Origin of the sequence: Aeromonas bestiarum (genome assembly GCF_028751155.1) — a bacterium.
Lineage (GTDB): Bacteria > Pseudomonadota > Gammaproteobacteria > Enterobacterales > Aeromonadaceae > Aeromonas > Aeromonas bestiarum.
Map to the genome: position 1 here is coordinate 3396251 of NZ_CP064746.1, position 25170 is coordinate 3421420.

Genomic DNA, 25170 nt, shown 5'->3' on the forward strand with positions numbered 1-25170 from the left:
CCGAGAGGGGCTCACAGTGGAACCACTCGCCACTGCCCCTATCATACCCATGACAAACCTTGCTTTTCACATACCCGGTTAACATAAATGAATTATTGGCAAGCGATTTTAAAACAAACCACCGATCGCGAGTTCATGACGCGACTGTGGCGGCTGGCCCTGCCAGTGTCGCTGCAATCCATGATGTTCTCCCTGCTCGGCCTCATCGACATCATGATGGTGAGCCAGCTTGGCACCACGGCTGTGGCGGCGGTCGGCTTGGGTAACCGGGTCTTCTTCTTCAATCTGCTGGTGATAGCGGGACTCTCGGGCGGGGTCTCGGTGTTGGCGGCGCAATATTACGGCCGCGGCGAGCTGGCCGGGGTGCGCCGCGCCCTGGCGCTGGCGCTGGTGGGGGCCCTGCTGGTGAGCCTGCCGTTTGCCCTCATCTATCTGCTCGCGCCGGGCAGCGTGCTCGGCTTTGCCAGCCAGGAACCCGAGTTGCGCGCCCTCGCCGACCAGTTTCTGATGATCACCGGTGCCACCATCCTCTGCACCGCCATAGTCGTGCCGCTGGAGGCGGCGCTGCGTTCGGTGGGCAACGCGGCGGCGCCGACCCGGATCGGCATCATGGCCATCATCGCCAACGTCATCCTCAACTACGCCCTCATCTTCGGCAATTTCGGCTTCGAGGCCATGGGGGTCGCGGGCTCGGCCTGGGGCACCACGATTTCACGGCTGCTGCAGACGGCGCTGCTGCTTGCCTATGTGTGGCGGCAGGAGCCCCGCCTCATCCCGCGCAGACAGGACTGGTGGGACGCCTTTCGGCGCAAGGAGGTGGTGCGCTTCACCCTGATCGCCCTGCCGCTCTTGTTCCACGACGGGCTCTGGGCCTTCGGCATGCTGCTCTACGGCTTTCTCTACGCCCATCTGGGCACGGATTCGCTGGCCATCATGACCACGCTGGGGACGCTCGAGAGCATCCTCATCTCCCTCTTCTTCGGGCTGGCGGTGGCCTGCTCCACCCTGCTCGGCCACCGGCTCGGGGCCGAGGAGTACGACATAGCCTGGCAGCACTCCCAGCTGTTCCTGCTGCTGGCGCCCATCGGCGCCCTGCTGGTGGGGATTGCGGTCTGGCTGATGCAGACCCAGCTGCTGCAGTGGGTCGGCAACCTGCCGGGCGAGCTGATGGGGGAAGCGGGTCAGGTGCTCGCCATCATGTGTCTGGGCATGCTGCTCAAGGTGTTCAACATGGTGGGGATTATCGGGGTGCTGCGCTCCGGCGGCGACGTGAACTACAGCATAGTCATCGACATCATCGCCATGTGGTGTATCGGCCTGCCGCTCGCCTGGGTGGCGGTCAGCCTGCTCGGCTGGCCTCTCTCCTGGGTGGTGGCCGTAGTGCTGCTGGAGGAGCTGTGCAAGGTGCTGCTGGTGCAACGCAGGATCCGCCAGCGCCGCTGGCTCAGAAATCTGGTGATAGGATAAGGGGACGCAGGAAGCGGCAAAATGCGGGGTCATATCAATGACAGAAAATCCCCGTTTGCAGTATGCTGGCCCCCTCTTCAATCAGAGACAGGGCGCCGCCATGTGCAAGTGTCCAATGCCCTGTCCCCTAGTCGTTTCAGGAGACGAGCATGCAATCACAGAAAGAGCTGATCACCGAGACTGCCCTGCTGGAGATGGCCAACGGCATCATCACGAGCCACGAAGACTTCATCCACGGCATGCGTGCCGACTCGGTGGAGCAGAAGGGGGATATTCTGGTGTTCAAGGGGGAGTTCTTCCTGGCCGAAGATGGCACCCCGACCGGCAAGACAATGGCGGTGTTCAACATGTTCAAGCTGCTGGCCCAGCAGCTCTCCGGCAAGTACCAGCTGAGCTGATCCCTCCCTTGCCCGTGACTACTAGATGCCGCCCTCAGGCGGCATCTGTCTGTATGGCGGCCGGCTTGCCAGCCAGCTCCCCCACCACGCAGTTGCGCCCCGCCATCTTGGCCATGTAGAGGCACTCGTCCGCCCGATTGAGCAGATCCTCGACCCCCTCGCCGCGCTGGGCCAGGGTCAGGCCGATACTCACAGTCACCTCCAGCAGCTCATCCGAGGTAGGGCTCTTCACCAGCCGCGCCTCCACCGCCACCCGCAGCCGCTCCGCCACCCGCTTCGCCTGGATCAGATCGCCGCAGTTGGGCAACAGGATGGCAAACTCCTCGCCGCCATAGCGACCGAGCACCATGCCGGGTTCCAGCTGCTCCGCCAGAGTCGCCGCCACCTCCTTGAGTACCGCATCCCCCGCCAGATGGCCGAAGGTGTCGTTGATGCGCTTGAATCTGTCCAGATCCAGCAACAGCACGGCAAAGGGCGACTGCTTGCGGATCATGTTCATCCTGGCCTTCTCCAGCCGCTTCATCAGCAGGCGGCGGTTCATCATGCCGGTCAGCTCGTCCGTGGTGGACTCCCGATAGAGCTGCAGCAGCATGTTGAGCTGACCGCACTGCACCCAGCTGCTGGCCAGGGCAAACAGCGCCAGCAGCCAGATCTGGTTGAGGGTCTGCACGCTCCAGAGCGGCTGTCCCACCAGCAGCCAGTTGCCCGCCAGCATGGTGACCAGGATGCCCCCCGCCAGCTGCAGGCCGAGGGAGAGCGGAATGGGGAAGATGGCAAACAGACTGACGAGCAGATAGGGGAAGGCCATGTAGCCCGCCTGCAGCTCCTGATCCGCGCCGAAACTGTGCAGGCAGATGAGGGAGAACAGCATCATCACCGCCATCAGATAGCCCAGCGCCAGCTTCATGCGCTCGCGCCTGAAATGGATGAGGTAGGAGAAGGGGATGAGCGGAGAGAGGGCCAGCAGGCAGAAGATCCTGGCCTGAAGCAGTTCATCGAACTGGGCGGAGGGCAGGGTCAACCAGTCCACCAGGGCCCAGGCGGGCAGTCCCGCCATCAGCAGGCAGGTGAGCAGGCGCAGACGCACCGTCATGAAGCCCATGCGGGTCAGGGTAAAATCTTCGGAGTGGGCACGGGCACTCCAGAACTCCGACAACTTCAGCATCCAGAGCCTCCAAATATCGACAGAGGGCTCATTCTACGCCGCACGGGCTCAAAATCCTATGCAACCGGCGCCATTTCAGGGCGAGCGCCGTCACACAAACCGGCGGATCATAATCGCCACGCGCAAACGTTTCAACCCATGGAAAAATAAACCGGTTTCAGCCCGAATTAGCGCTGGTCAGCCCGCTCTCAATCACTAAAATAGCGCCCAATTTTCTCCCCCCTCCCCCACACATTCGAGGTATTTATGGAACAGGCTGCCGCCGTCCGCGCAACCCCAGAGGCCCATCCTCCCAGGCGAGCCCACAGCGAACTGGTCTACGGCATTGACGATGTCCCGCCCCTGCCCCAGACCCTGTTCGCCGCCCTGCAGCATATGCTCGCCATGTTTGTCGCCATCATTACCCCGCCCCTCATCATCGCCAATGCCCTCGGCCTCCCTGCCGCCGACACCCGTTACATCGTCTCCATGTCGCTGGTCATGTCCGGCATCGCCTCCTTCATCCAGACCCGTCGCTTCGGCCCCATCGGCTCCGGCTTGCTGTCGGTGCAGGGCACCAGCTTCAACTTCCTCGGCCCCATCATAGCCTCCGGCCTCGCCCTCAAGCAGGCCGCCATGCCCACCGAGGATCTGCTGGGCACCCTGTTCGGCACCATGCTGGTGGCCGCCCTCACCATGGTGGTGATAAGCCGCTTCCTGCACCTGGTCAAACGGGTGATCACCCCGCTGGTGACCGGCATAGTGGTGCTGCTGATCGGCCTGACCCTGATCAAGGTGGGCCTCATCAGCATGGGGGGTGGCTATGCCGCCCTCTCGGATGGCAGCTTCGCCAGCCACAGCAACCTCTTCCTCTCCCTGCTGGTGCTCGGCCTTATCGTCTTGCTGCAACGCAGCCGCAATCCCTGGCTGCGCCTCTCCGCCATCATGATCGCCATGCTGGCGGGCTATGCGGTGGCACTGCTGCTGGGCAAGGTCACGGCCCCCACCTTCGACGGTCCCCTGGTGATGGTGCCGATCCCGCTCCACTACGGGCTCGGCTTTGACTGGCAGCTGTTCGTACCGCTCGCCATCATCTTCGTGGTGACGGCGCTGGAAGCCATCGGCGACATGACGGCCACCTCGGACATCTCGGGCGAGCCGCTGGAAGGCCCTGTCTACATGGCGCGGATCAAGGGCGGCGTGCTGGCCGACGGCGCCAACTCCATGCTGGCGGCGCTCTTCTCCACCTTCCCCATGTCCACCTTCGCCCAGAACAACGGCGTCATCCAGCTGACCGGGGTGGCCAGCCGCCACGTCGGCCTCTTCATCGCCGCCATGCTGGCCCTGCTCGGCCTGTTCCCGGCGGTGGCCAGCCTGGTGCAGCAAATACCCGAGCCCGTGCTGGGCGGTGCCACCATAGTCATGTTCGGCACAATCGCCGCGGCCGGGGTGCGCATCATCTCCCGCGAGGAGCTCGACCGCCGCGCCCTCATGATACTGGCGGTGTCGCTCGCCATGGGACTGGGGGTTGCCCAGGTGCCCGAGGTGCTGCAACACCTGCCGGACCTGGCCCGAAGCGTGCTCTCCTACGGCGTCGCCACCGGCGGCCTCACCGCCATCGTCATGAACCTGCTGCTGCCCAAACGCACCGCCGCACAGGCCTGACACTCCGCCATCCTTGCACCAAAGCCCCGCCATGCGGGGCTTTACCTCCTTCTCCGCCGCGGGTAGTGTGCTGGGCAGCCTTTGCCCAAGGATGCCGTCATGCCCTATACCCTGCTCTCTCCCCTCCCCGACACCAATTCCCCCGCACAGATACTGGCGCAAGAGCAGCACTGGCTGCGGGACTGTGCCCGTGACGGCCAGCCCTGCGCCCACCTCTGGCAGGCGCCCCAGTGCCTTATCGTTACCCGCAAGGACATGCGCCTGCCCCGCTATCAGGAAGCCTGCGAGCGGCTTGCCGCCGAAGGCTGGCCGGTTCATGTGCGCGACAGCGGCGGCACAGCCGTGCCCCACGGCGCCGGCATACTCAACCTATCCCTGCTGCTGCCCCGCACCACCACGGATCTTGGCCACTACTACCATCTGCTGGGCGCCCCCCTGCTGACCCTGCTGGCGGAGTTCGGCCTTGAGGGAAACTATGACTTCGTGCCCGGCTCCTTCTGCGACGGCCAGTACAATCTGGTGATCGGGGGTCGCAAGATCACTGGCACAGCCCAGCGCTGGCTGGCACCGGGCCAGGATCACCACGGCGCCGTGCTGGCGCAGGCCATGCTGCTGGTGGCGGGGGATGTGGACGAGGGCACCCGGATGGCGAGCCGTTTCTACGAGCTGGCGCGCGGGGAGTTGCGTTTTGCACCCGGCACCTCCACCACGCTGGCACAGCAGATCCATTGGCGGGGGAGTGAGGAGGCTCTGGTAGATAACGTGCGAGGGCGGCTGGCACGACTGTTGACTGAGAGTCAGATGCCCTCCCTCTGAGCAAGGATGAGAGCCTGACGCACCATAAAAAAAGCCACGACAGCAGTCGTGGCTTTGCTTTTTCCAACGCGGATAAGGTCAGGCCGTCTGCGGCTCCGGCTCGGCTTCACCGTCCAGATCCCGGCTGAAGTAGGCGCGAGTCTCGGCGATCACCACGTGGCGCAGACCGATGAGACCGATAAGGTTCGGCACCGCCATCAGGCCGTTGACGATATCGGCCAGCAGCCAAATCATGTCCAGATGGAGGAAGGCGCCGCTCGCCACCAGCACCAGATAGATGAGGCGGTAGGGCTTGATCGCCTTGACCCCGAACAGGTACTCGGTGCAGCGCTCGCCGTAGTAGTTCCAGCCGAGGATGGTGGTGAAGGCGAAGAACAGCAGCCCTATGCTCACCAGATACTGGCCTATGTGGGCATCCAGCCCCTGGGCAAAGGCCTGGCTGGTCATGGCGGCGCCGCTCAAGTCCCCGCTCCACACCCCTGTCACCACCAGGGTCAGGCCCGTCATGGTGCAGATGATGATGGTGTCGATGAAGGTACCCGTCATGGAGACCAGCCCCTGCTCCACGCAGGAATCCGTCTTGGCCGCCGCCGCCGCTATGGGGGCAGAGCCCAGCCCCGACTCGTTGGAGAAGACCCCGCGCGCCACCCCGGACTGGATGGCCAGCATGATGCCGGCGCCGACGAAGCCACCGGTCGCGGCGTGGCCGGTAAAGGCGCTGCCTATCACCAGACCCATGGCCTCGGGCAGGGCACCGGCGTTGTTCACCAGCACACCGCCACAGGCGAGTATGTAGAAGATGGCCATGAAGGGCACCACCTTGCTCGACACGCTGGAGATGGACTGGATGCCCCCCAGGGTCACCAGCGCCACTATCAGGGTCAGCACCACGGCGGTCGCCTCGCGGGGCACAGAGAAGGAGAGGCTCATGGCGTCTGAGATGGCGTTGACCTGGGGGAAGGTACCTATGCCGAAGAAGGCCACCCCTATGCCGAACAGGGCAAACAGCTTGGCCAGCGGCTTGGATCCGAGTCCCTTCTCCAGATAGTGCATGGGGCCGCCCGCCATCTGGCCGTTGGCATCCTGCTCGCGGTATTTGACCGCCAGCAGACACTCGGCGTACTTGGTGGCCATGCCGAACAGGGCCGCCATCCACATCCAGAACAGGGCGCCCGGGCCGCCAAGCTTGATGGCGGTGGCGACCCCGACTATGTTGCCGGTGCCTATGGTGGCGGAGAGCGCGGTGCAGAGCGCCCCGAAGCTGGAGACATCCCCCTGCTTGCCCTGGCCCTGATCGCGGCCAAACACCAGTCGCAGAGCGAGCGGCAAGCGCACTACCTGAAGCAGACCCAGACGCAGGGTGAGATAGAAACCTGTCCCGACCAGCAGGGCAAGCAGGGGCGGACCCCAGATAAAGCTATCGATGGCGGTTAACGCCGATTGAATTGATGACATGCATCCTCCTTAAAAAACAAAAATTAAGGAGGAGAAGGATGATCTTCCCATAGGTGTCGCGATCGGCCAGAGGCGATCGGATGCGGGCCAAGCCCAGGTACAACCATCCCATCCCCTCTGTCCTTTTGCCTGAGAGTTTCCGGCGCCAGCCTGCCCTTGCGGGTCGTCATGGTGCCTTGCTCCTTCGGCGCCCGATTTAACGGGTCTCTCCAGAGTATCGTCCAGTAGCAGTCCACACCGGTTGCCCGGTACCTGAAAGATTCACTTCTTCGGTGGATGGTCCCCCATCGCTCTCCTGCTACCTTCATCCGAACTAGTTTGGATTAGGAAGCGGGCATGTTAATCCAAAAAATGTGAGCTGTCTCCCACTCGGCCGGCCCGCTGCGCCACTTTTTTCCCGCCTCGGCCCCCATGGGGAGATATGTTATTTGTTCGTTAACTATCAATAGCTTAACTAAGCCATTTTGGGCGACCCTCGATAAGGCTGCGCCACCAGGTCGCATATCAAGATGATCTTTCGTCTCGACCAGAAAAACTTGCCAACATATCCAATCAAAATGCTTGCACAGAAACGCAATAGGCCGATAATCCCGCGCATAACTAAGCACTTTGCGATGGAGTTATGCATTGTGTCTGGTTGGTCCCTCCGGACCACTCGCCTGAGCCGGCCGCTGCCGTCTCAACAAACCAAGGCTAGGGCAAATCTGCCCCCTAAGGACTTTCAAAAGAGAATGAACGAGACCCTGATCGCACAAGACTACCGTCAGCTGGTTGAACAATTCGGCTCCCCCCTGCTGCTGCTCGACAAGGCAGCCGTCCGCAAACAGTATCGGGCCCTGGCGGCCGCCCTGCCCGATGTGCGATTGCACTATGCACTCAAACCCCTGCCCCACGAGGCAGTGGTCTCTGTCTTGAAGGAAGAGGGGGCCTGTTTCGATCTGGCCACCAATGGCGAAGTGGATCTGGTGCGCAGCCAGGGGGTTCGCCCGGGACGCTGTATTCATACCCATCCCATCAAGCGCGACAGCGACATTCGCTATGCGCTCGAGTTCGGCTGTACAGTGTTTGTCTATGACAACCCGCTGGAGCTGGAGAAGTTCATTCCCTACAAGGACGAAGTCAAGCTGCTGCTGCGGGTCAGCTTCCCGAACCCGGAGACCAAGGTCGACCTCTCCAAGAAGTTCGGCTGCACCCCGGAGCAGGCGCTGCCGCTGCTGCAACTGGCTCACGCCAAGGGCATCAAGGTGATGGGGCTGTCGTTCCACGTCGGCTCCCAGGTACCCCACGCCCGTCGCCATGTGCAGGCCATCGATGCCTGCCGCGAGATCATGGAGCAGGCTTGGGAGCTGGGGCTCAAGCCCTGGGTGCTGGACATCGGCGGCGGCTTCCCGGTGGATTATGAGGGTGGCGAGTTCGACATAGATGGCTTCTGCGCCCCGATCCGCGAGGCGCTGGCCAAGCTGCCGGCCACGGTGCAAAAGATTGCCGAGCCGGGCCGCTTCATCAGCGCACCGGCCATGACCTCGGTCTCCAGCGTGATGGGCAAGGCCCACCGCGGTGACAAGATCTGGTACTACCTGGATGACGGCCTCTACGGCAGCTACAACGGCCAGCTCTATGACCACGTCACCTACCCGGTGAGCACGCCGCTGGCCCGTGGCGAGCTGCACAACTCTGTGCTCTCGGGCCCCACCTGCGACAGCGTGGACGTGATCCGCGAGGGCATAATGCTGCCGGATCTCGCCATCGGCGAGCTGGTGGTGGGCCGGGTGATGGGAGCCTACACCTGGGCCTCGGCCTCGACTTTCAACTTCTTCCCCAAGGCGAGCATCCTCATTCTGGACAGCAGCCAACAAGGGCAGAAGCTGGTGGCGGTCGCCTGACGCGCCAGGGCGACGCAGATAACAAAGAGGGGAAGCGCAAGCTTCCCCTCTTTCATTTCACCTGTATCGGTCAGATAAACTGACTGGCCAGCAGCCAGCCTGTGTAGGCAACGAAGCAGGCGAGCAGCAGGCCCCCTTCCAGCCGGTTGATCCGCCCCTGCCCCTTGCGGCCCAGACACATCACCAGCAGCAACAGGGTCAGCCCCATCATGATGCTCCAGTCACGGCTGAGCACCTCGGGCGCCACATCGAGCGGGTGGATGCCAGCCGCGATCCCCACCACCGCCAGGGTATTGAACAGGTTGGAGCCGAGCACGTTGCCAAGGGCCAGATCGTGCTCATTCTTGCGAATGGCGATAAGGGACGAGGCGAGCTCAGGCAGCGAGGTGCCGACAGCCACTATGGTGAGGCCAATCACCAGATCGCTGATGCCGAGCGCCTGGGCTATGGTCACTGCGCCCCACACCAGCAGGCGGGAGGCGCCGATCAGCAGTACCAGGCCGACGATGAGCCAGAGGATGGCGCGCTTGAGGGACATGCCTTCGCTGCTGATGTCATCCTCGGTGTCCGTGTCGAGCGCATCCCCCTTGCCCCGCATGCCGGCCCAGATGGACCAGCCCATCAATCCCAGAAAGGTGGCCCCCAGGATCAGGGCATCCGTGCCATCGAGCCGACCATCGAGCAGCAGGGCGCCGGAGAGCAGGGTGATGCCGAGCAGGATCGGGATCTCCTTGCGCACCACCTGGGAGGCCACAGCGATGGGGCTGATCAGGGCGGTCAGACCCAGGATCAAGGCGATGTTGGTGATGTTGGAGCCATAGGCGTTGCCGAGCGCGAGCCCGGGGTTGCCCTGGGAAGCCGCCAGCGCGGAGACCACCATCTCGGGGGCCGAGGTGCCAAAGCCGATGATGACCATGCCGATCAGCAGCGGCGGCATGCCGGCATAACGGGCGGTCGCGGCGGCGCCGTCCACAAATTTATCCGCACTCCAGACCAGCAGCGCCAGTCCGGCAATCAGGGCAACAACAGCCAGGGTCATAACGTCTCCATCCCATCGCCTGCAAACGACAGAGCCAGGCACTGTGCCTGGCTCTGTCCAGAAGTGGGCCCAGTGTAGCGGGCCGACTTCCCATTTCAAGGGAAAATCAAACGCCGATTGATATTTTACAGCGCCGCCAGCAGGCTCCCGGCATCCGAGACCTCGAACTTGCCCGGCGCCTCCACGAACAGCTGCTCGACCACGCCATCGTTGGCGATGAGGGCAAAGCGCTGGGCGCGGATACCGCCGAAGGCCCCCGTCTCCTTGGCAAGGCCAAGCGCCCGGGTCCAGCTGCCGTCGCCATCGGCCAGCATAGTGATGGCGTCAGCATTCTGGGCCGTCTGCCAGGCCTTCATCACGAAGGCATCGTTGACCGACAGACAATAGAGGGCATCGACGCCCTTGGCCCTGAACTGGTCGGCCAGCACCACATAACCGGGCAGGTGGGCGTTGGAGCAGGTGGGGGTAAAGGCGCCCGGCACGGCAAACAGCACCACCTTCTTGCCCGCAAACAGGGCCTGGCTATCCTGCACCTGCTTGCCTTCCTGGGTGATGAAGGTGAATTCGCCCAAAGGCAGGGATTGGCCAATCGCTATCATGATCTCTCGTCCGTGGTAGAGGTAGGGAGCGACAGTCTACCCCAGCCCATGCCTGCGAAACACACCCCCATCAGCGCCGCCATTTGAACTAACCTTGAGCAGGATCAGCCGACCAAGGAGGCCTCATGCAGAACTATTACGATGGACTGGAAATTCGCCCCTCCGCCTTGCGAGAGCAGCAACAACTGGATCAACTCAATCACCTGCTCACCCATGTCAGCCAGTATTGCGCCGGTTACTCCAGCGCCTATCGCCAGCGTCGCCTGCAGGATCTGGGCGAGCTGACCACACTGCCCCTGCTCGACGCCGCCGAGCTGTTTGCCGCCCAGCAGGCCCATCCTCCCTTCGCCGGTCTCACCGGCCGCCCCGCCAGCCAGGCGCTACGGGTCTTCGCCTGCCCGGGCCAGCTGGCCATTCCCGAATATGCGGGCGCCGACTGGTGGGGGGCGACACGGGCTCTGTTTGCCGCCGGTTTCAAGGCCGGGGAGGTACTGCTCAACGGCCACGACTACCACATCAGTCCCACCGCCTTCATCTTCGACAACGGTGCCCGCCAGCTGGGGGCACCCGTGGTACCTTGCGGCCCCCACGATACCCGGCGCCAGCTGGAGGCGCTGCAACGCTACCAGCCGACCGGCTTTGTCGGGCCGCTGGCGGCGCTGCTGGATCTGCTGGAGGCGGCGGAGCTGGCCGGGATCCCGAGCGACAGCCTGCACTGCGCCCTGCTGTGTGAAGCCTCTCACCCCGACACGGCGCCGCTGCAGGCCGTTCACGGCATACGGGCGCTCAACTGTCTGCTGTTGCAGGATGTGGGGGTGATCGCCTACGAGAGCCAGCCCGGTCACGGCTTCATCGTCAACGAGAGCTGCATCATAGAGATCATCGATCTCGCCAGCGCAGAGCCCGTCATAGGCGACACCGTCGGCCAGCTGGTGGTGACCCGGCTCGATCTGGAGTATCCCCTGCTGCGCCTCGTCACCGAATGGCAGGGTCATTGGCTGGCGGGGGCCAGTTCGTGCGGGCGCACCAACCGGCGCCTCAAGCTGGTGTGACAATGCAAAACGGGCAGCCATCAGGCTGCCCGTCTTGTCTCTGGCGAGGAGAACATCTGAGAAGTGTCAGCGTCTCGCCTGCCAGGTGGCGATGGCGAGCAGGGAGTCTGGGGTGAATTCGGCGGCGCGGGCGGCGATCTCGGCCTGGCTCATCCAGTGCACCTCGCTCACCTCTTCGGCCTGCAAGCGCAGCGGCCCCTGATAATGACAGCTGTAGAGGCCACCCCAGACCCGGTAGCCTTCCCCCTCGGCATAAAAGGACCCTAAGTCCTGCAGGGGAATGCCCTGAATGCCCAGCTCCTCGGCCAGCTCGCGGCGGGCAGCGGGTTCCATCTGCTCGCCCGTGGTCACCACGCCGCCGGCGCAGGCATCCAGCATGCCGGGGCAGAAATCCTTGCTGAGGGTGCGACGCTGCACCAGGATGCGCTCCTCCTCGTCGAGCACCAGGATATAGCTTGCCCGGTGACAGAGGTTCTCCCGCCGCACCCTGGCCCGCTCGGCAACGCCGATCACCCGGTTATCCGCATCCACCACATCCACCCATTCCACGTGCAGGCCCTTTCGCTCATGTCGTTCAACTGCCCGCAGTATATCGGGGCAAGGGCTTGTCATGGCAGCACTTTTTCAACCCGTACCAGCAGATTTTCCCATGCGGCGATGCCGAATTAAGGATTCATACAAACCTCCACCAACTGTCACATCAGTGTCATCCGGCGACGGCATAGTGTGCCCTGTCCAAGCAACAGGTGTTTTGTGATGAAGGTGTTCAAGAACTTGTCTCCCCGCCAGATTGCCCGCCACATCAAGAGCTTCCATCACGGCAGCTTCATGGTGGAGGCGCTGGGGCGGTTCGAATTCAGCGGCGGAGAGATCAATCTGGAGAGCCTGACCTGCCGTCAGACCCTGAGTCTGGCCCGGCAGATCAATCTGGAGGTTCGCGGCCTGCGTCACGTCAACCTGCTGTTGGGGTAACTTCCATAGTCCTTTCTGTTTGTAGTCTGCTTCCATACACGTCTTTGCCCGCCGCTCACCGAGCGTGCGGGCCATTTTTTATCGGACATTATCACGCCGGGTCTGTACTCAATGCTGCAGGATCTGGGAGAGGAACAGCTTGGTGCGCTCCGACTGGGGATGGTCGAAGAACTGATCCGGCACGTTCTCCTCAATGATCTGGCCGCGGTCCATGAAGATCACCCGATCCGCCACCTGCTTGGCAAACCCCATCTCGTGGGTGACGCAGAGCATTGTCATGCCCTCATGGGCCAGCTCCACCATCACATCCAGCACCTCGCGCACCATTTCGGGATCCAGCGCCGAGGTCGGCTCGTCAAACAGCATGACCTGAGGGTTCATGCAGAGGCTGCGGGCTATGGCCACCCGCTGCTGCTGGCCGCCGGAGAGCTGACCCGGGTACTTGAGGGCCTGCTCCGGGATCCTGACCCGGCGCAGGAAGGTCATGGCGATCTCCTCGGCTTCCCTGCGTGGCAGCTGTTTGACCCAGATGGGCGCCAGGCAACAGTTCTCCAGCACAGTCAGGTGGGGGAAGAGGTTGAAGTGCTGGAACACCATGCCCACCTCTTTGCGCACCATCTCTATGTTCTTGAGATCCGAGGTGAGCGCCGTGCCCTTGACCAGGATGTCACCGCTCTGGTGCTCCTCCAGCCGGTTGATACAGCGGATCATGGTGGACTTGCCCGAACCGGAAGGGCCGCAGATGACTATCTTCTCCCCCTTGCCGACCTGCAGGTTGATGTTACGCAGCACGTGAAAATCGCCGTACCATTTGTTGACGTCCTTGAGGGCAACCACAGGATCCATTGTCATTTTGAAGTCACTCCCGCTATGGGTGGTTGTTCCATCTGCAGCATAGGCAAGGCGTCATGCTGCGGGTGATTGGCGTCCTTGAGTGCCGCCAGGGTATCCGTTGTCATCTTGAAACCACTCCTAATGCTTGTGACCCGTGTTGAGCTTGTGCTCCAGATAGATGGAGTAACGGGACATGCCGAAACAGAACATCCAGAAGATCATGGCAATAAACACATAAGCCTCGGTGGAAAAGCCCAGCCAGGCCGGATCCGCCAGCGCCACCTTGGAGATGGCGAGCAGATCGAACAGGCCTATGATCAGCACCAGACTGGTGTCCTTGAACAAGGAGATAAAGGTATTCACCAGGGAGGGAATGGTGATCTTGAGGGCCTGCGGCATGATGATGAGGCCCATCACCTTCCAGTAGGAGAGTCCCAGCGCCTCACCCGCCTCGTACTGCCCCTTGGGGATCGCCTGCAGCCCCCCTCGCACCACCTCCGCCACATAGGCGGCCTGGAATAATATGATGCCGATGAGCGCCCTCAGCAGCTTGTCCAGCTCCACCTCGCTGGTCATGAACAGCGGCAGCATGACGGACGCCATGAAGAGCACGGTAATGAGCGGCACGGCGCGCCAGAACTCGATATAGACGGTGGAGAGGCTGGCGATGACCGGCATGTGGGAGCGACGCCCCAGCGCCAGCAGGATGCCGAATGGCAGGGCGACCGCTATGCCCACCACCGCCAGCACCAGGGTCAGCATCAAGCCGCCCCAGCGGTTGGTTTCCACCACCTCGAGACCGGCCCCGCCGTGGATCAGCAGGAAGGCGATGACGGGAAACACCAGCAGGGTAAAGAGCGCCAACCAGCCCTTGCGCGGGGTGCGCGGCCAGATCAGCAAGGCCAGCAGTACGGCCAGCCCGACGAAGGCCAGGTTGATGCGCCAATACTGATCCCCGGGGTAGAAACCGTAGAGATACTGCCCCAGCCGGCTCTCGATGAAGATCCAGCAAGCACCGCCCTGCACGCAGTCGGCGCGGCTGCTCCCCTGCCAGCTGGCCGAGAACAGCGCCCAGTCCAACGCCGACCAGAGAGCCGGCAGCAACAGATAGGCCAGCACCAGGGTCAGCAGGCCGTTCCACCAGTTGGGGAACAGGTTCTGCCTGAGCCAGGCGAGGACGCCCCGGCGGCGGTTGGGCGGCGGCAGCGCTTCTTGCAACTCGTTCACGAACATGGCGACTCCCTAGCGCTCGACCAGCGTCATTCTGCGGTTGTAGATGTTCATCAGGACTGACGTCGAGATGCTGATGATGAGATAGACGCCCATGGTCATGGCGATCACCTCGATGGCCTGCCCTGTCTGGTTGAGGGTGGTGCCCATGAACACAGAGACCAGATCCGGATAGCCGATGGCGGTGGCCAGCGAGGAGTTCTTGGTGAGGTTCAGGTACTGACTGGTCAGCGGCGGAATGATGACCCGCATCGCCTGTGGAATGACCACCAGCCGCAGGGTCTTGCTGGCTGACAACCCCAGCGCGGACGCAGCCTCCGTCTGGCCCTTGCTGATGGCCAGAATGCCGGAGCGCACTATCTCGGCGATGAAGGCCGCCGTGTAGATGGTCAGCGCCAGCAGCAGGGCCGCCAGTTCGGGCAGCACTGTCAATCCGCCCCGGAAGTTGAACCCCTGCAGGACAGGTATGCTCCAGGAGAGCGGACTCCCCGCCAGCAGGAAGGTAATGCAGGGCAGCAGGATCACCAGCCCTGCCGAGCAGCGCCAGACCGGGAATATCTTGCCGATCAACTCCTGGCGCCGACGCGACCAGCGCCGCAGACCCCAGCTCAGCAACAAGGCCAGCAGCAGGGCCCACAACACATAGCCGAAGCCGTCCTCGAACAGGGGCCTGGGGAGATAAAGACCGCGCACATTGAGGAAGGCAAGCTCACCCAGCTCCACACTCTGGCGCGGCGATGGCAGGGTGCGCAGCACAGAGAAGTACCAGAAGAAGATCTGCAGCAGCAGCGGAATATTGCGAAAGGTTTCGATATAGACGGTGGCAATCTTGGCCACCAGCCAGTTACTCGACAGGCGAGCGATCCCGAGCACGAAGCCGAGCAGAGTGGCAAACAGAATGCCGAGCATCGACACCAGCAGGGTATTGAGCAGGCCGACCACGAAGGTGCGGCCGAAGGTATAGGTTTCGTCGTAGGGGATCAGGCTCTGCAGTATGCCGAACCCGGCCGTGTTGCCCAGAAAATCGAAGCCTGTGGTGATACCACGGGTCGCCAGATTGGTCAGGGCATTGTTGATGATGTAGAACAGGAACGCCATAACGGCCGCTATGGTCAGGCACTGGAAGATCAGCGCCCGCACCTTGGCGTCATACCACCAGCGGCCCTGTTCCTTCCTGTGGTTTGATGCGTGCAGCGCCATGAGGATGACTCCGACAAAGCCAGGGCAAGGGGAAAATGGGGGGCCAGGCCCCCCGGGCGATCATTGACTCAGCGAATAGGGGGGGCGTACATCAGGCCACCCTTGTTCCAGAGTGCGTTGATGCCGCGATCTATCTTGAGGGGCGAACCGCTCCCCACGTTGCGATCGAACGACTCGCCATAGTTGCCGACCTGCTTGACTATGTTGTAGGCCCACTTGTCATCCAGCCCCAGCACACTGCCCTTGGGCTCTTCCAGCCCCAGCAGACGGCGTATGTCCGGATTGGTGGATTTGAGCATCTCGTCCACATTGGCGCTGGTCACGCCAGCTTCCTCGGCATTGAGCATGGCGTAGAGACTCCAGCGCACCACCTTGAACCACTGATCATCCCCCTGCCGCACCGCCGGGCCCAGCGGCTCCTTGGAGATGACTTCAGGCAGCACCACGGCCTCATCCGGTTTGGTCAGCTTGATCTTGAGAGAGTAGAGCTGGGACTGATCCGAGGTCAGCACGTCGCAGCGACCCGCTTCGAACCCCTTGACGGTCTGATCCGAGGTATCGAACACCACAGGGGTATATTTCATGCCGCCGTTGGCACGGAAATAGTCCGCCAGATTGAGCTCGGTCGTGGTACCTGACTGGATGCAGACCGCGGCACCATCCAGCTCCTTGGCGCTCTTGACCCCGAGGGACTTGTTGACCAGGAAGCCCTGGCCGTCGTAGTAGTTCACCCCGGCGAAGGTCAGGCCAAGCGAACCGTCCCGGGTCAAAGTCCAGGTGGTGTTGCGCGACAGCAGATCCACTTCCCCCGATTGCAAGGCGGTGAAGCGCTCCTTGGCGGTGAGAGAGACATATTTGACCTTGCCGGCATCCCCCAGCACGGCGGCAGCCACGGCGCGGCAGACGTCCACGTCCAGACCCGTCCAGGTGCCCTTGGCATCCGGGTTGGAGAAACCGGGCAGCCCATCGCCGACCCCGCACTGCACGAACCCCTTCTTCTTGACCGCATCCAGGGTGCCGTCTGCCCAGGCATTCGCTGCCGCCAGCGACAGCACTATCACCATACCCGCCTTGTGTATCTGCTTCATGTCACTCTTCCCTGTGGTTTGATTCAAATTGGCACCCAAACCCTGCAAGATGCCACAGCTTTTCCTGCTTTTTCGCAGCTTATCCAGCCAGCCAAAAACCTGTCAATCGGTGCAACCAAGCCCGTTTCTGGTGCAGCAGCACAAAATGTTTGAATGGGTCGATATACACCTTATGAATAAAAAATAGACCCTTATCGACAAAATAGCATACTGAAATGACCCGCCCATACCGGGTGGATTATTTTTTAGGCAAAATGGGCCTGCACAAGCATGGGGCAGCGTATAGGTTGTTAACTATTTCATTAATATCGGGTTTTGATCGGGCTGCCCGCTCCTGGACAGCCCGATCCTGGCGCTGGCATCACGGCCAGACCCCCTTCATCGAAGCGCCCCTGACCGGTCGAACAAGGGGTGAAAACCTGAGGGGACAAGCGGATTCATTCGCCGCGCGGGCCATTCTCGATGTCGGTGACTATGCCGTTGCGCACAGTGACGAAGCGCATGAACTCGTTCTTGCCGAAGTTGTAGGTCCAGCGCTCGCCATATTTGACCTGCACCAGATTGCCAAACTGGTTCTCCTCGTTGCGGCTGAGCTCCTCGCGCAACATGGGCTCACCACACTTGAGCAGCATCTCGGCGGTACTGTCCCCTTCGGTGATGAGGGCATTCTTGCAACGCATCGCATCGGCGCTAGCCGGTATGCTCAGTAACAGCAGGGCCAGGACGGCCCCCAGATTCAGATGTCGCTTCATTGGCTATTCCATTTAAACAGGGCACTGCCCAGGGTGAGACAACAGAGGGTAAACAACAGGATCCAGCCCAGCGGCGCGGCCACCTCGGCCCAGCCGGCTCCCTCCAGCATGACGGCGCGGGCCGCCGTGATGATCTGGCTGAGTGGCAGCCAGGCCGCCAGCTGTTGCAGCCAGACCGGCGCCCCTTCCAGCGAGAACCAGACCCCGGAGAGGAACATCATGGGCATGCTGATGACGTTGAGCAGGCCGCTCGCCAGCTCCTCGTTCTGGATGCGGGCGGCGATGAGCAAGCCCAGCGACGCCATGGCCGCCCCGCCCGCCAGGGCGATCAGCAGCAGCAACCAGCCGGAGCCGAGCAGGGGCACGCCAAGCAGCCAGTACGCTACCAGAAACACCAGCAGGCTCACCACCAGGGTGATCACAATACGCGACAGCAACTGGGCGCAGAGAAACTCGGCGGCAGAGAGCGGCGTGGCCCTCAGCCGCTTGAGCACACCGTTCTTGCGATAGCGGACTATGACGAAGCCGACGCCGAACAGGCCGGAAAACATCAGGTTCATGCCGATCACCCCGGGCAGCAGCCAGTCCCCGTAGCGGATCGCCTGCCCGCTCAGGGTCTCCTTCACCAGCGGCCGGGAGATCGCCTGGCGCAACAGGTATTCGGCCATGGCGCCCTGACCGGCGTCCGGGTTGACCCAGTAACGGTCCGATCCGGGCGAGAGCAGCAGATCCAGCTGATGATGGCGTACCTTGAGCTGACCCTTGCGCTCGTCGTCATAGGGGATGAGCTTGAGCAGCGGAATGGCCTTCAGGGGGGCGTAGGTCACGGGCAGTTCACCTACCACGCCCATCTGCACCAGCGGCTTGGGCGGGCCGGAGAAGATGAGGGAGAAACCTACCACCAGCAGCAGCGGGAAGGCCAGGTTCCACACCAGGGCCGCCCTGTCGCGCACAAACTCCAGGTTGCGGGCATAAAAGAGCGCACCGATCCGCTTGCTGGCCCCCTTCATGTTCCGCTCCTCGGCCACCGCAAGGCACGCGGATAGCAGCGCGCCGCGACACGGCACGTCATGACTGCGTTCATGCGCCACTCCTCAGGCTATGGCCGGTCAGGTGCAAGAAGAGATCTTCCAGGTTGGGGGATCGCACCTGCATGCCGGTCAGCGGCACCCCCAGGTTCAGCAGTTGCGGCAACAGGAGCGCCACATCTGGGCACGTCAGCTCAACCTGATCACCGTGAGGCAAGAGCGGATAGCCCAGGCTGGCGAGGACCGGATGATCCGGCAGACGCACCAGCACCCCATCGAAGTGGCGGGCCAGCAGGGCGGCCGGGGTATCCAGACTGAGCAGATGGCCGTGATCGACGATGGCGATGCGATCGCACAGTTGCTGCGCCTCGTCCATGTAATGGGTGGTGAGCACCACCGTCTTGCCCTGGGCCTTGATCGCCTCGATGCGCTGCCAGAAGTGGTGGCGCGCCTGGGGATCCAGCCCAGTGGTAGGCTCATCCAGAAACAGCAGCTCGGGGTCGCCGAGCAGGGCCAGCGCCAGCAGCAGGCGCTGACGCTGGCCGCCGGAGAGCTTGCGGCTGTCTCTGTCGATGAACTCGCCAAGGGCGCACAGTTCGATGAGCTGCGCCTGAGGCAAGGGATTGGGATAGAGGCTGGCAAACAGGTGCAGGGTATCGCGCACCGTCAGAAAATCCTGCAGCGCCGTGTGCTGAAACTGGATGCCGATGCGGGAGCGGTAATCGGGGCCGCGGGGGGCGCCGTGAAACAGGATCTGGCCGCGGTCCGGGGTCAGGATCCCCTCCAGCAGCTCTATGGTGGTGGTCTTGCCTGCTCCGTTCGGGCCGAGCAGGCCGAAACAGCAACCGGCGGGAATGGCGAAGCTGAGCCCATCCACCGCCTTGACGCCGGGAAAGTGCTTGATGAGATCAATGACTTCTATGATGGCAGCCATGCGTGTTTTCCAGAGTGACCGGGAACGCCAAGCCCTGACTATATCCAAATCCCCCGCAAAGGCACATTGTCTATCGACGAGGGCTCGCCAGACGGGGGCGCCTCAAACAGAAACGGCGACCCTGGGGTCGCCGTTTACTTTGCGTGGTCAAGCCAGCCGGATCACAGAATGTCCAGCAGCTCCACTTCGAATACCAGCGCTGAGTAGGGCGGGATGGAACCGGCACCACGGGCACCATAGGCCAGATCCTGCGGAATGTAGAGCTTCCACTTGGAGCCAACCGGCATCAGCTGCAGCGCTTCAACCCAGCCGGCAATGACGCCAGTCACCGGGAATTCGGCCGGCTCGCCACGGGCGACCGAGCTGTCGAACACGCCACCGTGGGTGAAGGTACCGTGGTAGTGCACGCGCACGGACTGACCGGCCACCGGCACGGCGCCGTTGCCTTCTACCATGACTTCGTATTGCAGACCGGAATCGGTCACCTTGACGTCGGCACGCTTGGCGTTGTCGGCCAGGAAGGTTTCGCCATCGGCGGCGGCAGCCTTGGCAACGGCTTCCTGCTCTTCCTGCATGCGAGCTGTGATCACCTGGAAGGCATCATTGATATCGTCACGGCTGACCGCGAACTCCAGACCATTCAGGGCATCTGCCAGACCTTGTTGCAGGGCCGGGATATCCAGACCGGCGAAGGCTTGCTGCGCCAGCTGATCACCCATGTTGCGGCCGATGCCATAGCTGGCCTTCTGTTCGATAGAGTCGTATTGGGACATTGAGATGTTGCTCCAGATCCAAGTAATAAAGAGGCGGGATAATATCAGACTTTTTGGCGAGGTGCTGCCGGCGGCGACCCTGATTTCCCCGCCCGTGGGAGGAACTTCACACAAGAAGAGCAGGATCGCCGCCCATCGGCGGCGATCCTGTCAGCCACAATGGCGTACTGAACCTCTGGACTCAAACCTCACTTGCTGTGGTATCAGCGCGATCCAGCAGGGCCCGCACCGCCGCTACCTTGGTCCCGTCGGTGATATTGACACGACCATCGTCCGATGGTGCCCATGTTGACCCCGTATGGAGAGACACCATGCCGCCGCACCGCTTCCCTTGCTCAGGAGCGATCCAGCAAAGCCCGCACCGCCGCTACCTTGGCGCCGTCGGTGATATTGACCCCGCCGTCATCAGAGGTGTCCATGTTGACCCCGTATGGAGAGACACCATGCCGCCGCACCGCTTCCCTTGCTCAGGAGCGATCCAGCAAAGCCCGCACCGCCGCTACCTTGGCACCGTCGGTGATATTGACGCGACCATCGTCCGAGGTGCCCATGTTAACGCCATGGGGCACCATGCCGCCACGCCAGCCCATGCCGGACATGTGCACCTCGCTCACCCCGGTGAACTCCAGTATGGTGCGCACGTTGTCGGCATTGACCCCGGCACCCGGCATCAGGCTGGCACGGCCCGCCAGGGCCTGCTGCATGGCCTGCAGTGTCTCCAGCCCCGCCAGCGCGGTCGGCGCATGACCCGAGCTCAGGATGCGCTCGCAGCCGGCCGCGACTATGGTCTCCAGATCCAGCCGCCAGTCGGATGAGAGGTCGATGGCGCGATGGAAGGTGACGCCGAGCGGCCCGGCCGCGTCCACCAGCTGGCGCAGCGGGTCGGCGGGCACCCGCCCCTCTTGATCCAGCAGGCCGATCACCACCCCCTGCAACCCGGCGGCGCGGGCGGCGGCGATATCCAGCAGCATCAGTTCAAACTCGGCGGCGCTGAAGCAAAAGTCCCCGGCGCGGGGGCGGATCATGGCGTAGACGGGGACGCTGGCGTGGCGCGCGGCCAGCTGCATGAAGCCATAAGAAGGGGTCAGGCCACCCAGCCCCAGCGCAGAGCAGAGCTCGATGCGATCCGCGCCGGCTTGTTGGGCGGTGAACAGGGATTCTAGGTTGTCGATACAAATTTCAAGACGGGTCATGATGACTCCTTTATTGGAGAGATCAGACAGCACATCTGATCTCATAAATTGAGCAAGGCCGCGCCGCGCACCCCGCCGGCGCCACCGAAGCGGGCCTGGCGGATCTCGGGCAGGGCGACACCGGGCAGCAGATGGCCGGGCAGGCGCAGCGGCAGCTGTTGGTACAGGGCAGGCAGGCCGCTCAAGCCGCCTCCCAGCACCACCACCTCGGGATCAACCACGGAGATGGCGGTCGCGAGCCCCGCGGCCATGATCTCGAGCCAGCAGTCGACCGTGGCCACCGCATGGGGCTCATGGGCCTCGAAGCGCCCCACTATCTGGTGACCACTGGCACGCTGGCCATGAAAATGGTGATAGAGCCGCTCCAGCCCGGTGCCGGATGCATAGGTTTCAAAACAGACCAGGCGACCACAGCCACAACGGGGACGAGGCAGGTCGGGATACTTCATCAGCATGGTGGCCGGCAGCGGATAGTGACCTATCTCCCCCGCCAGCCAGTTGCGGCCCTGGATCAGCTTGCCCGCCAGATAGACGGCGCCGCCGATGCCGGTGCCTATGGTGACCCCCAGCGCGCTGTCGGCCCCGGCCGCCGCCCCCTGGTGCACTTCCGACCAGAGGAAGCAGTTGGCATCGTTGTCCACCTTGACCGGTCGACCCAGCAGCTCGGCCAGATCGGCGCCCAGATGGCGACCATTGATGGAGGGCAGGTTCGCCGCCACTATGCTGTGATCGTGCCGATTGAGGATGCCGGGAAAGCCGATGCCCACTGCGCCTCTCGCGCCGAAACGGGCGTCCGCCTGTTCGACCCGGTCACGGATGAGCTGCTGCAGCCCCTCGTAATCGTTGCCGGGCGTGCTCATGCGCTCCTCATGGCAGAGGTTCAAGGCGCCGTCATACACGGCGAACGCTATCTTGGTGCCACCAATATCAAAGCCGTAATACATGCCCACACTCCCTTGTCGGTGAGTCACCTCACCTCAGCCTGTCCAGAGCAGCACATTGTATTAATTCGCAAAAAAAATAAAGTGACCGGGGGCGAAAAATGGGAGAGAGATCAAAGCAAACGGAACATTTGCCGTTGCAGGCAAGCCTGGCCAAGGCTCATCAGGGTGCGTGCCTGGCCGTCGAAGACGAAGCCGCGCCTCAGGTAAAACCCCTCGCCGATCCGGTTGCCATCGAGCAGCCACAATCTGACGCTGTCGCAGCCGGCGCGACGCATCTGCATGGCCACCGCCTGCCACAGCCGCTTGCCATGGCCCTGGCGCCAGTGATCGGGATGCAGGTAAAAGGCGCGGATCAGGGCGTTCGGCTCTGTGCCATCCAGCACGAGCTGCCAGTAGAGCAGGCCTATGACCACCTCGTCCTGGCACAGCAGCATGGGCCTGGGGCCGGATTCGGCGAGCCGGCTCTGCCAGATCTGCAGGTGCTCGGTCACCGAAAGCTGGGCCAGCATGTCGGCACCGAGCACCTTGCCATAGGCCGCGAGCCAGCTGGCCCGCTGCATCACCGTCATGGCAGGCGCGTCATCGGGCCGCGCCATGCGCAAGCTCATGCCTTGCATTGGGGCACCAGACCGGAGGCGCGGGCCTGTTCGTAGAGCGGCATAGCTTCAGCCTGCTGGGCCTGCAGCTCGGCGATCCGGGTCTCGTTGCTGGGGTGGGTGGAGAGCAGTTGCGGCGGCGCCTTGCCACCGGCGGCCGCGCTCATGTTCTGCCACAGGGGAACGGCCTCGGCGGGATTGAAGCCGGCGCGGGCCATCAGATCCAGACCGAGGCGGTCCGCCTCGCTCTCCTGCTCGCGGCCATAGGGCAGCATGACCCCCACCTCGACCCCGAGCCCCAGCGCCGCCATGGTGGCGCCGCGATACTCGCTGCTGCCCATGGCGATGTCGGCCGCCGCCAGACCGAGACCGGTCAGCTGGCTGCGGGAGAGTCGTTCGTTGGAGTGCTGGGCCAGCACGTGGGTCAACTCGTGGCCTATGACGGTGGCGAGCTGATCCTGATTCTTGGCAACCTTGAGCAGGCCGCTGTAGACCCCGATCTTGCCGCCGGGCAGGGCGAAGGCGTTGACCTGCTTGGAGTCAAACACCACCACCTCCCAGCTGGTGATGCCGTACTGGCTCGGCACCTGGGCTGTCACCGCCTTGGCGACACAGGAGACATAGGCATTGATCCTGGCATCCTTGCTCACCTTCTCCTGCTTCTTCATCTGCTCGAAGGAGTCGGCCCCCAGCTGGCTCATCTGCTGGGGCGAGAACAGCAGCATCTGGCTGCGGCCGGTAGGAGACTGGGCACAGCTGGCCAGCAGGGTGGAACAGAGTGCCGCCAGGCCGAGCTTGAACAGGGGAGATGTCATGGAGGTGTCCTTCACCATAAAGATGCCCTATTTTCGGAAATGCGGGCGTCCGGCGCAAGTCGACAGATCACGCTGTTCGGCGAAAGCGGTCACATGTCGTCATTGTAGATCCACTCAAAAAGAAAACGGGCCCCGCGGGGCCCGTGTTGCAGAGGAAACCGGCTTACATTATGCCCAGTTTCTTCAGGTCGGCTTCGACCACCTTGGCCGGTACAGGTACGTAGCCATCTTTGGCCACTATGTTCTGGCCCGCCTTGGAGAGCACCATCTTCAGGAACTCTTGCTCCATCGGGGAGAGCGGCTTGTTCGGGTGCTTGTTCACGTAAACGTACAGGAAGCGCGACAGCGGGTACTTGCCGGTAATGGCGTTGTCGGCGCTCGCTTCGATGAAGGTCTTGCCATCCTTGGAGAGCGGTACGGCGCGCACACCCGAGGTGACATAACCGATGCCCGAGTAGCCGATACCGTTCAGGGAAGAGGAGACGGACTGCACCACTGAGGCAGAACCCGGCTGCTCGTTCACGCCACTCTTGAAGTCACCGTTGCACAGGGCGTGTTCCTTGAAGTAACCGTAGGTACCGGACACAGAGTTGCGACCGAACAGCTGCAGATCCTTGGAGGACCAGTTGCCATCCAGACCCAGATCGGCCCACTTGGTGGCGGCCTTGGCTTCGCCGCACTTGAGGGTGCTGGAGAAGATGGCATCCAGTTGCGGCATGGTCAGCCCCTTGATGGGGTTGTCCTTGTTGACGAACACGGCCAGGGCATCGACCGCGACGCGGATGGCGGTAGGCTTGTAGCCGTAGCGCTTCTCGAACGCCTCTTCCTCGCCGGACTTCATGGCGCGGCTCATGGGGCCGAACTGGGCGACACCTTCGGTCAGTGCTGTCGGGGCGGTAGAGGAGCCGGCAGCCTGGATCTGCACGTTGACGTTGGGGTACATGCGCTTAAATTCTTCGGCCCACAGGGTCATCATGTTGGCCAGGGTGTCCGAGCCGACAGAGGACAGGTTGCCCGAGATGCCGCTGGTCGGAGTGTAATCCGGCAGGTTTTTATCCACACCGGCAGCCAGGGTGCTGACGGAAAACAGGGTAGCTGCGGTGAATCCGATTACACCAGCCAGTTTGTTGAGTTTCATCCAATCTCTCCAAGGTTGCAGAACGCAGTCCATCAAAACACGGGTTAACTTGGCGCACCGTCGGTCACGCCGAGCGATTCGCTGAGTGTCATTTCATGCCCTCTTCCCCCAGTCCAGCGGTGGCAGAAGGCAATCGTCAATCTGAGGCCGAAAGT

At 62.7% G+C, this 25170-nt stretch carries 25 protein-coding genes and 1 riboswitch; of the genes, 7 read left to right on the forward strand and 18 right to left on the reverse strand.

What is annotated here, in order from left to right:
- Nucleotides 1–87: 87 nt before the first annotated feature.
- Nucleotides 88–1467 carry an MATE family efflux transporter gene (locus IU367_RS15655; protein ID WP_098984709.1) on the forward strand — a complete coding sequence of 460 codons (1380 nt, stop codon included), beginning with the start codon at nt 88–90 and terminating at the stop codon, nt 1465–1467.
- A gap of 149 nt (nt 1468–1616) precedes the next feature.
- Entirely contained in the window at nt 1617–1865 is a 249-nt protein-coding gene (locus tag IU367_RS15660; protein ID WP_043554859.1) for a DUF2498 family protein, read from the forward strand.
- A 34-nt stretch (nt 1866–1899) separates the two neighbouring features.
- On the opposite strand, the gene IU367_RS15665 is transcribed toward IU367_RS15660, so the two are convergent.
- Nucleotides 1900–3030, reverse strand: a complete 1131-nt coding sequence (locus tag IU367_RS15665; RefSeq protein ID WP_169045651.1) for a GGDEF domain-containing protein — start codon at nt 3028–3030, stop codon at nt 1900–1902.
- 246 nt (nt 3031–3276) lie between these two features.
- Here IU367_RS15665 and IU367_RS15670 point away from each other — a divergent pair, with 246 nt between their 5' ends.
- Both IU367_RS15670 and IU367_RS15675 read left to right on the forward strand, forming a co-directional pair.
- Nucleotides 3277–4674 (forward strand): nucleobase:cation symporter-2 family protein, encoded by a 1398-nt coding sequence (locus tag IU367_RS15670; protein ID WP_274452397.1) that lies wholly within the window; start codon nt 3277–3279, stop codon nt 4672–4674.
- Nucleotides 4675–4773: 99 nt separating this feature from the next.
- Nucleotides 4774–5490: a lipoyl protein ligase domain-containing protein gene (locus IU367_RS15675; RefSeq protein ID WP_098984713.1), complete on the forward strand. Its 717-nt coding sequence runs from the start codon at nt 4774–4776 to the stop codon at nt 5488–5490.
- Between the two features lie 78 nt (nt 5491–5568).
- On the opposite strand, the gene IU367_RS15680 is transcribed toward IU367_RS15675, so the two are convergent.
- Nucleotides 5569–6945 carry an alanine/glycine:cation symporter family protein gene (locus IU367_RS15680; protein ID WP_098984714.1) on the reverse strand — a complete coding sequence of 459 codons (1377 nt, stop codon included), beginning with the start codon at nt 6943–6945 and terminating at the stop codon, nt 5569–5571.
- 107 nt (nt 6946–7052) lie between these two features.
- A riboswitch (glycine riboswitch) is annotated at nt 7053–7168 on the reverse strand.
- A gap of 508 nt (nt 7169–7676) precedes the next feature.
- Between IU367_RS15680 and IU367_RS15685 the strand changes: the two genes are divergently transcribed.
- Nucleotides 7677–8828, forward strand: coding sequence for a type III PLP-dependent enzyme (locus tag IU367_RS15685; RefSeq protein WP_043134595.1), 1152 nt, complete (start codon nt 7677–7679; stop codon nt 8826–8828).
- Between the two features lie 70 nt (nt 8829–8898).
- Here IU367_RS15685 and IU367_RS15690 read toward each other — a convergent pair whose 3' ends face one another.
- Together IU367_RS15690 and IU367_RS15695 are read right to left on the reverse strand one after the other, a co-directional pair.
- Nucleotides 8899–9867 carry a calcium/sodium antiporter gene (locus tag IU367_RS15690; RefSeq protein ID WP_098984716.1) on the reverse strand — a complete coding sequence of 323 codons (969 nt, stop codon included), beginning with the start codon at nt 9865–9867 and terminating at the stop codon, nt 8899–8901.
- Between the two features lie 125 nt (nt 9868–9992).
- Nucleotides 9993–10466, reverse strand: coding sequence for a peroxiredoxin (locus IU367_RS15695; RefSeq protein WP_098984717.1), 474 nt, complete (start codon nt 10464–10466; stop codon nt 9993–9995).
- A gap of 125 nt (nt 10467–10591) precedes the next feature.
- Between IU367_RS15695 and IU367_RS15700 the strand changes: the two genes are divergently transcribed.
- Nucleotides 10592–11518, forward strand: a complete 927-nt coding sequence (locus tag IU367_RS15700; RefSeq protein WP_043134591.1) for a phenylacetate--CoA ligase family protein — start codon at nt 10592–10594, stop codon at nt 11516–11518.
- 66 nt (nt 11519–11584) lie between these two features.
- On the opposite strand, the gene yfcD is transcribed toward IU367_RS15700, so the two are convergent.
- A complete protein-coding gene (gene yfcD, locus IU367_RS15705) occupies nt 11585–12067 on the reverse strand; it encodes an NUDIX hydrolase YfcD (RefSeq protein WP_172955396.1) in 483 nt (160 codons plus the stop codon).
- A 207-nt stretch (nt 12068–12274) separates the two neighbouring features.
- On the opposite strand from yfcD, the gene IU367_RS15710 reads away from it, so the two are divergent.
- Nucleotides 12275–12490 carry a DUF1107 domain-containing protein gene (locus tag IU367_RS15710; RefSeq protein WP_098984719.1) on the forward strand — a complete coding sequence of 72 codons (216 nt, stop codon included), beginning with the start codon at nt 12275–12277 and terminating at the stop codon, nt 12488–12490.
- A 108-nt stretch (nt 12491–12598) separates the two neighbouring features.
- Here the strand turns inward: IU367_RS15710 and IU367_RS15715 are convergent, their stop codons facing one another.
- From IU367_RS15715 to IU367_RS15775, 13 genes are all read right to left on the reverse strand, one after another.
- Nucleotides 12599–13342, reverse strand: coding sequence for an amino acid ABC transporter ATP-binding protein (locus tag IU367_RS15715; protein WP_043134587.1), 744 nt, complete (start codon nt 13340–13342; stop codon nt 12599–12601).
- Nucleotides 13343–13462: 120 nt separating this feature from the next.
- Complete coding sequence (locus IU367_RS15720; protein ID WP_043134586.1) at nt 13463–14557, reverse strand: amino acid ABC transporter permease; 1095 nt, start codon at nt 14555–14557, stop codon at nt 13463–13465.
- 9 nt (nt 14558–14566) lie between these two features.
- Complete coding sequence (locus tag IU367_RS15725) at nt 14567–15754, reverse strand: amino acid ABC transporter permease (protein WP_274452398.1); 1188 nt, start codon at nt 15752–15754, stop codon at nt 14567–14569.
- 68 nt (nt 15755–15822) lie between these two features.
- A complete protein-coding gene (locus tag IU367_RS15730; protein ID WP_043134584.1) occupies nt 15823–16842 on the reverse strand; it encodes an amino acid ABC transporter substrate-binding protein in 1020 nt (339 codons plus the stop codon).
- A gap of 437 nt (nt 16843–17279) precedes the next feature.
- On the reverse strand, nt 17280–17594 hold the full coding sequence (locus IU367_RS15735; RefSeq protein WP_043134583.1) for a DUF2845 domain-containing protein: 315 nt from the start codon (nt 17592–17594) through the stop codon (nt 17280–17282).
- Nucleotides 17591–18604 carry an ABC transporter permease gene (locus IU367_RS15740; RefSeq protein ID WP_241279248.1) on the reverse strand — a complete coding sequence of 338 codons (1014 nt, stop codon included), beginning with the start codon at nt 18602–18604 and terminating at the stop codon, nt 17591–17593. Before IU367_RS15740 ends, IU367_RS15735 begins: the two co-directional genes overlap by 4 nt.
- Nucleotides 18605–18674: 70 nt before the next feature.
- The gene (locus IU367_RS15745) at nt 18675–19556 is read right to left on the reverse strand and encodes an ABC transporter ATP-binding protein (protein WP_274452399.1); all 882 of its coding nucleotides are present in this window, start codon (nt 19554–19556) and stop codon (nt 18675–18677) included.
- A 161-nt stretch (nt 19557–19717) separates the two neighbouring features.
- Nucleotides 19718–20329, reverse strand: coding sequence for a BamJ family beta-barrel-assembly machinery protein (locus IU367_RS15750; protein WP_043134579.1), 612 nt, complete (start codon nt 20327–20329; stop codon nt 19718–19720).
- Nucleotides 20330–20796: 467 nt separating this feature from the next.
- Entirely contained in the window at nt 20797–21522 is a 726-nt protein-coding gene (locus IU367_RS15755) for a copper homeostasis protein CutC (protein WP_241324428.1), read from the reverse strand.
- Between the two features lie 41 nt (nt 21523–21563).
- Complete coding sequence (locus IU367_RS15760; protein WP_042867273.1) at nt 21564–22466, reverse strand: ROK family protein; 903 nt, start codon at nt 22464–22466, stop codon at nt 21564–21566.
- Nucleotides 22467–22576: 110 nt separating this feature from the next.
- Nucleotides 22577–23083 carry a GNAT family N-acetyltransferase gene (locus IU367_RS15765; RefSeq protein WP_274452400.1) on the reverse strand — a complete coding sequence of 169 codons (507 nt, stop codon included), beginning with the start codon at nt 23081–23083 and terminating at the stop codon, nt 22577–22579.
- A complete protein-coding gene (locus IU367_RS15770) occupies nt 23071–23877 on the reverse strand; it encodes a M48 family metallopeptidase (RefSeq protein WP_103471359.1) in 807 nt (268 codons plus the stop codon). Before IU367_RS15770 ends, IU367_RS15765 begins: the two co-directional genes overlap by 13 nt.
- Before the next feature lie 163 nt (nt 23878–24040).
- On the reverse strand, nt 24041–25015 hold the full coding sequence (locus IU367_RS15775) for a PstS family phosphate ABC transporter substrate-binding protein (protein ID WP_017408555.1): 975 nt from the start codon (nt 25013–25015) through the stop codon (nt 24041–24043).
- Nucleotides 25016–25170: the final 155 nt, after the last annotated feature.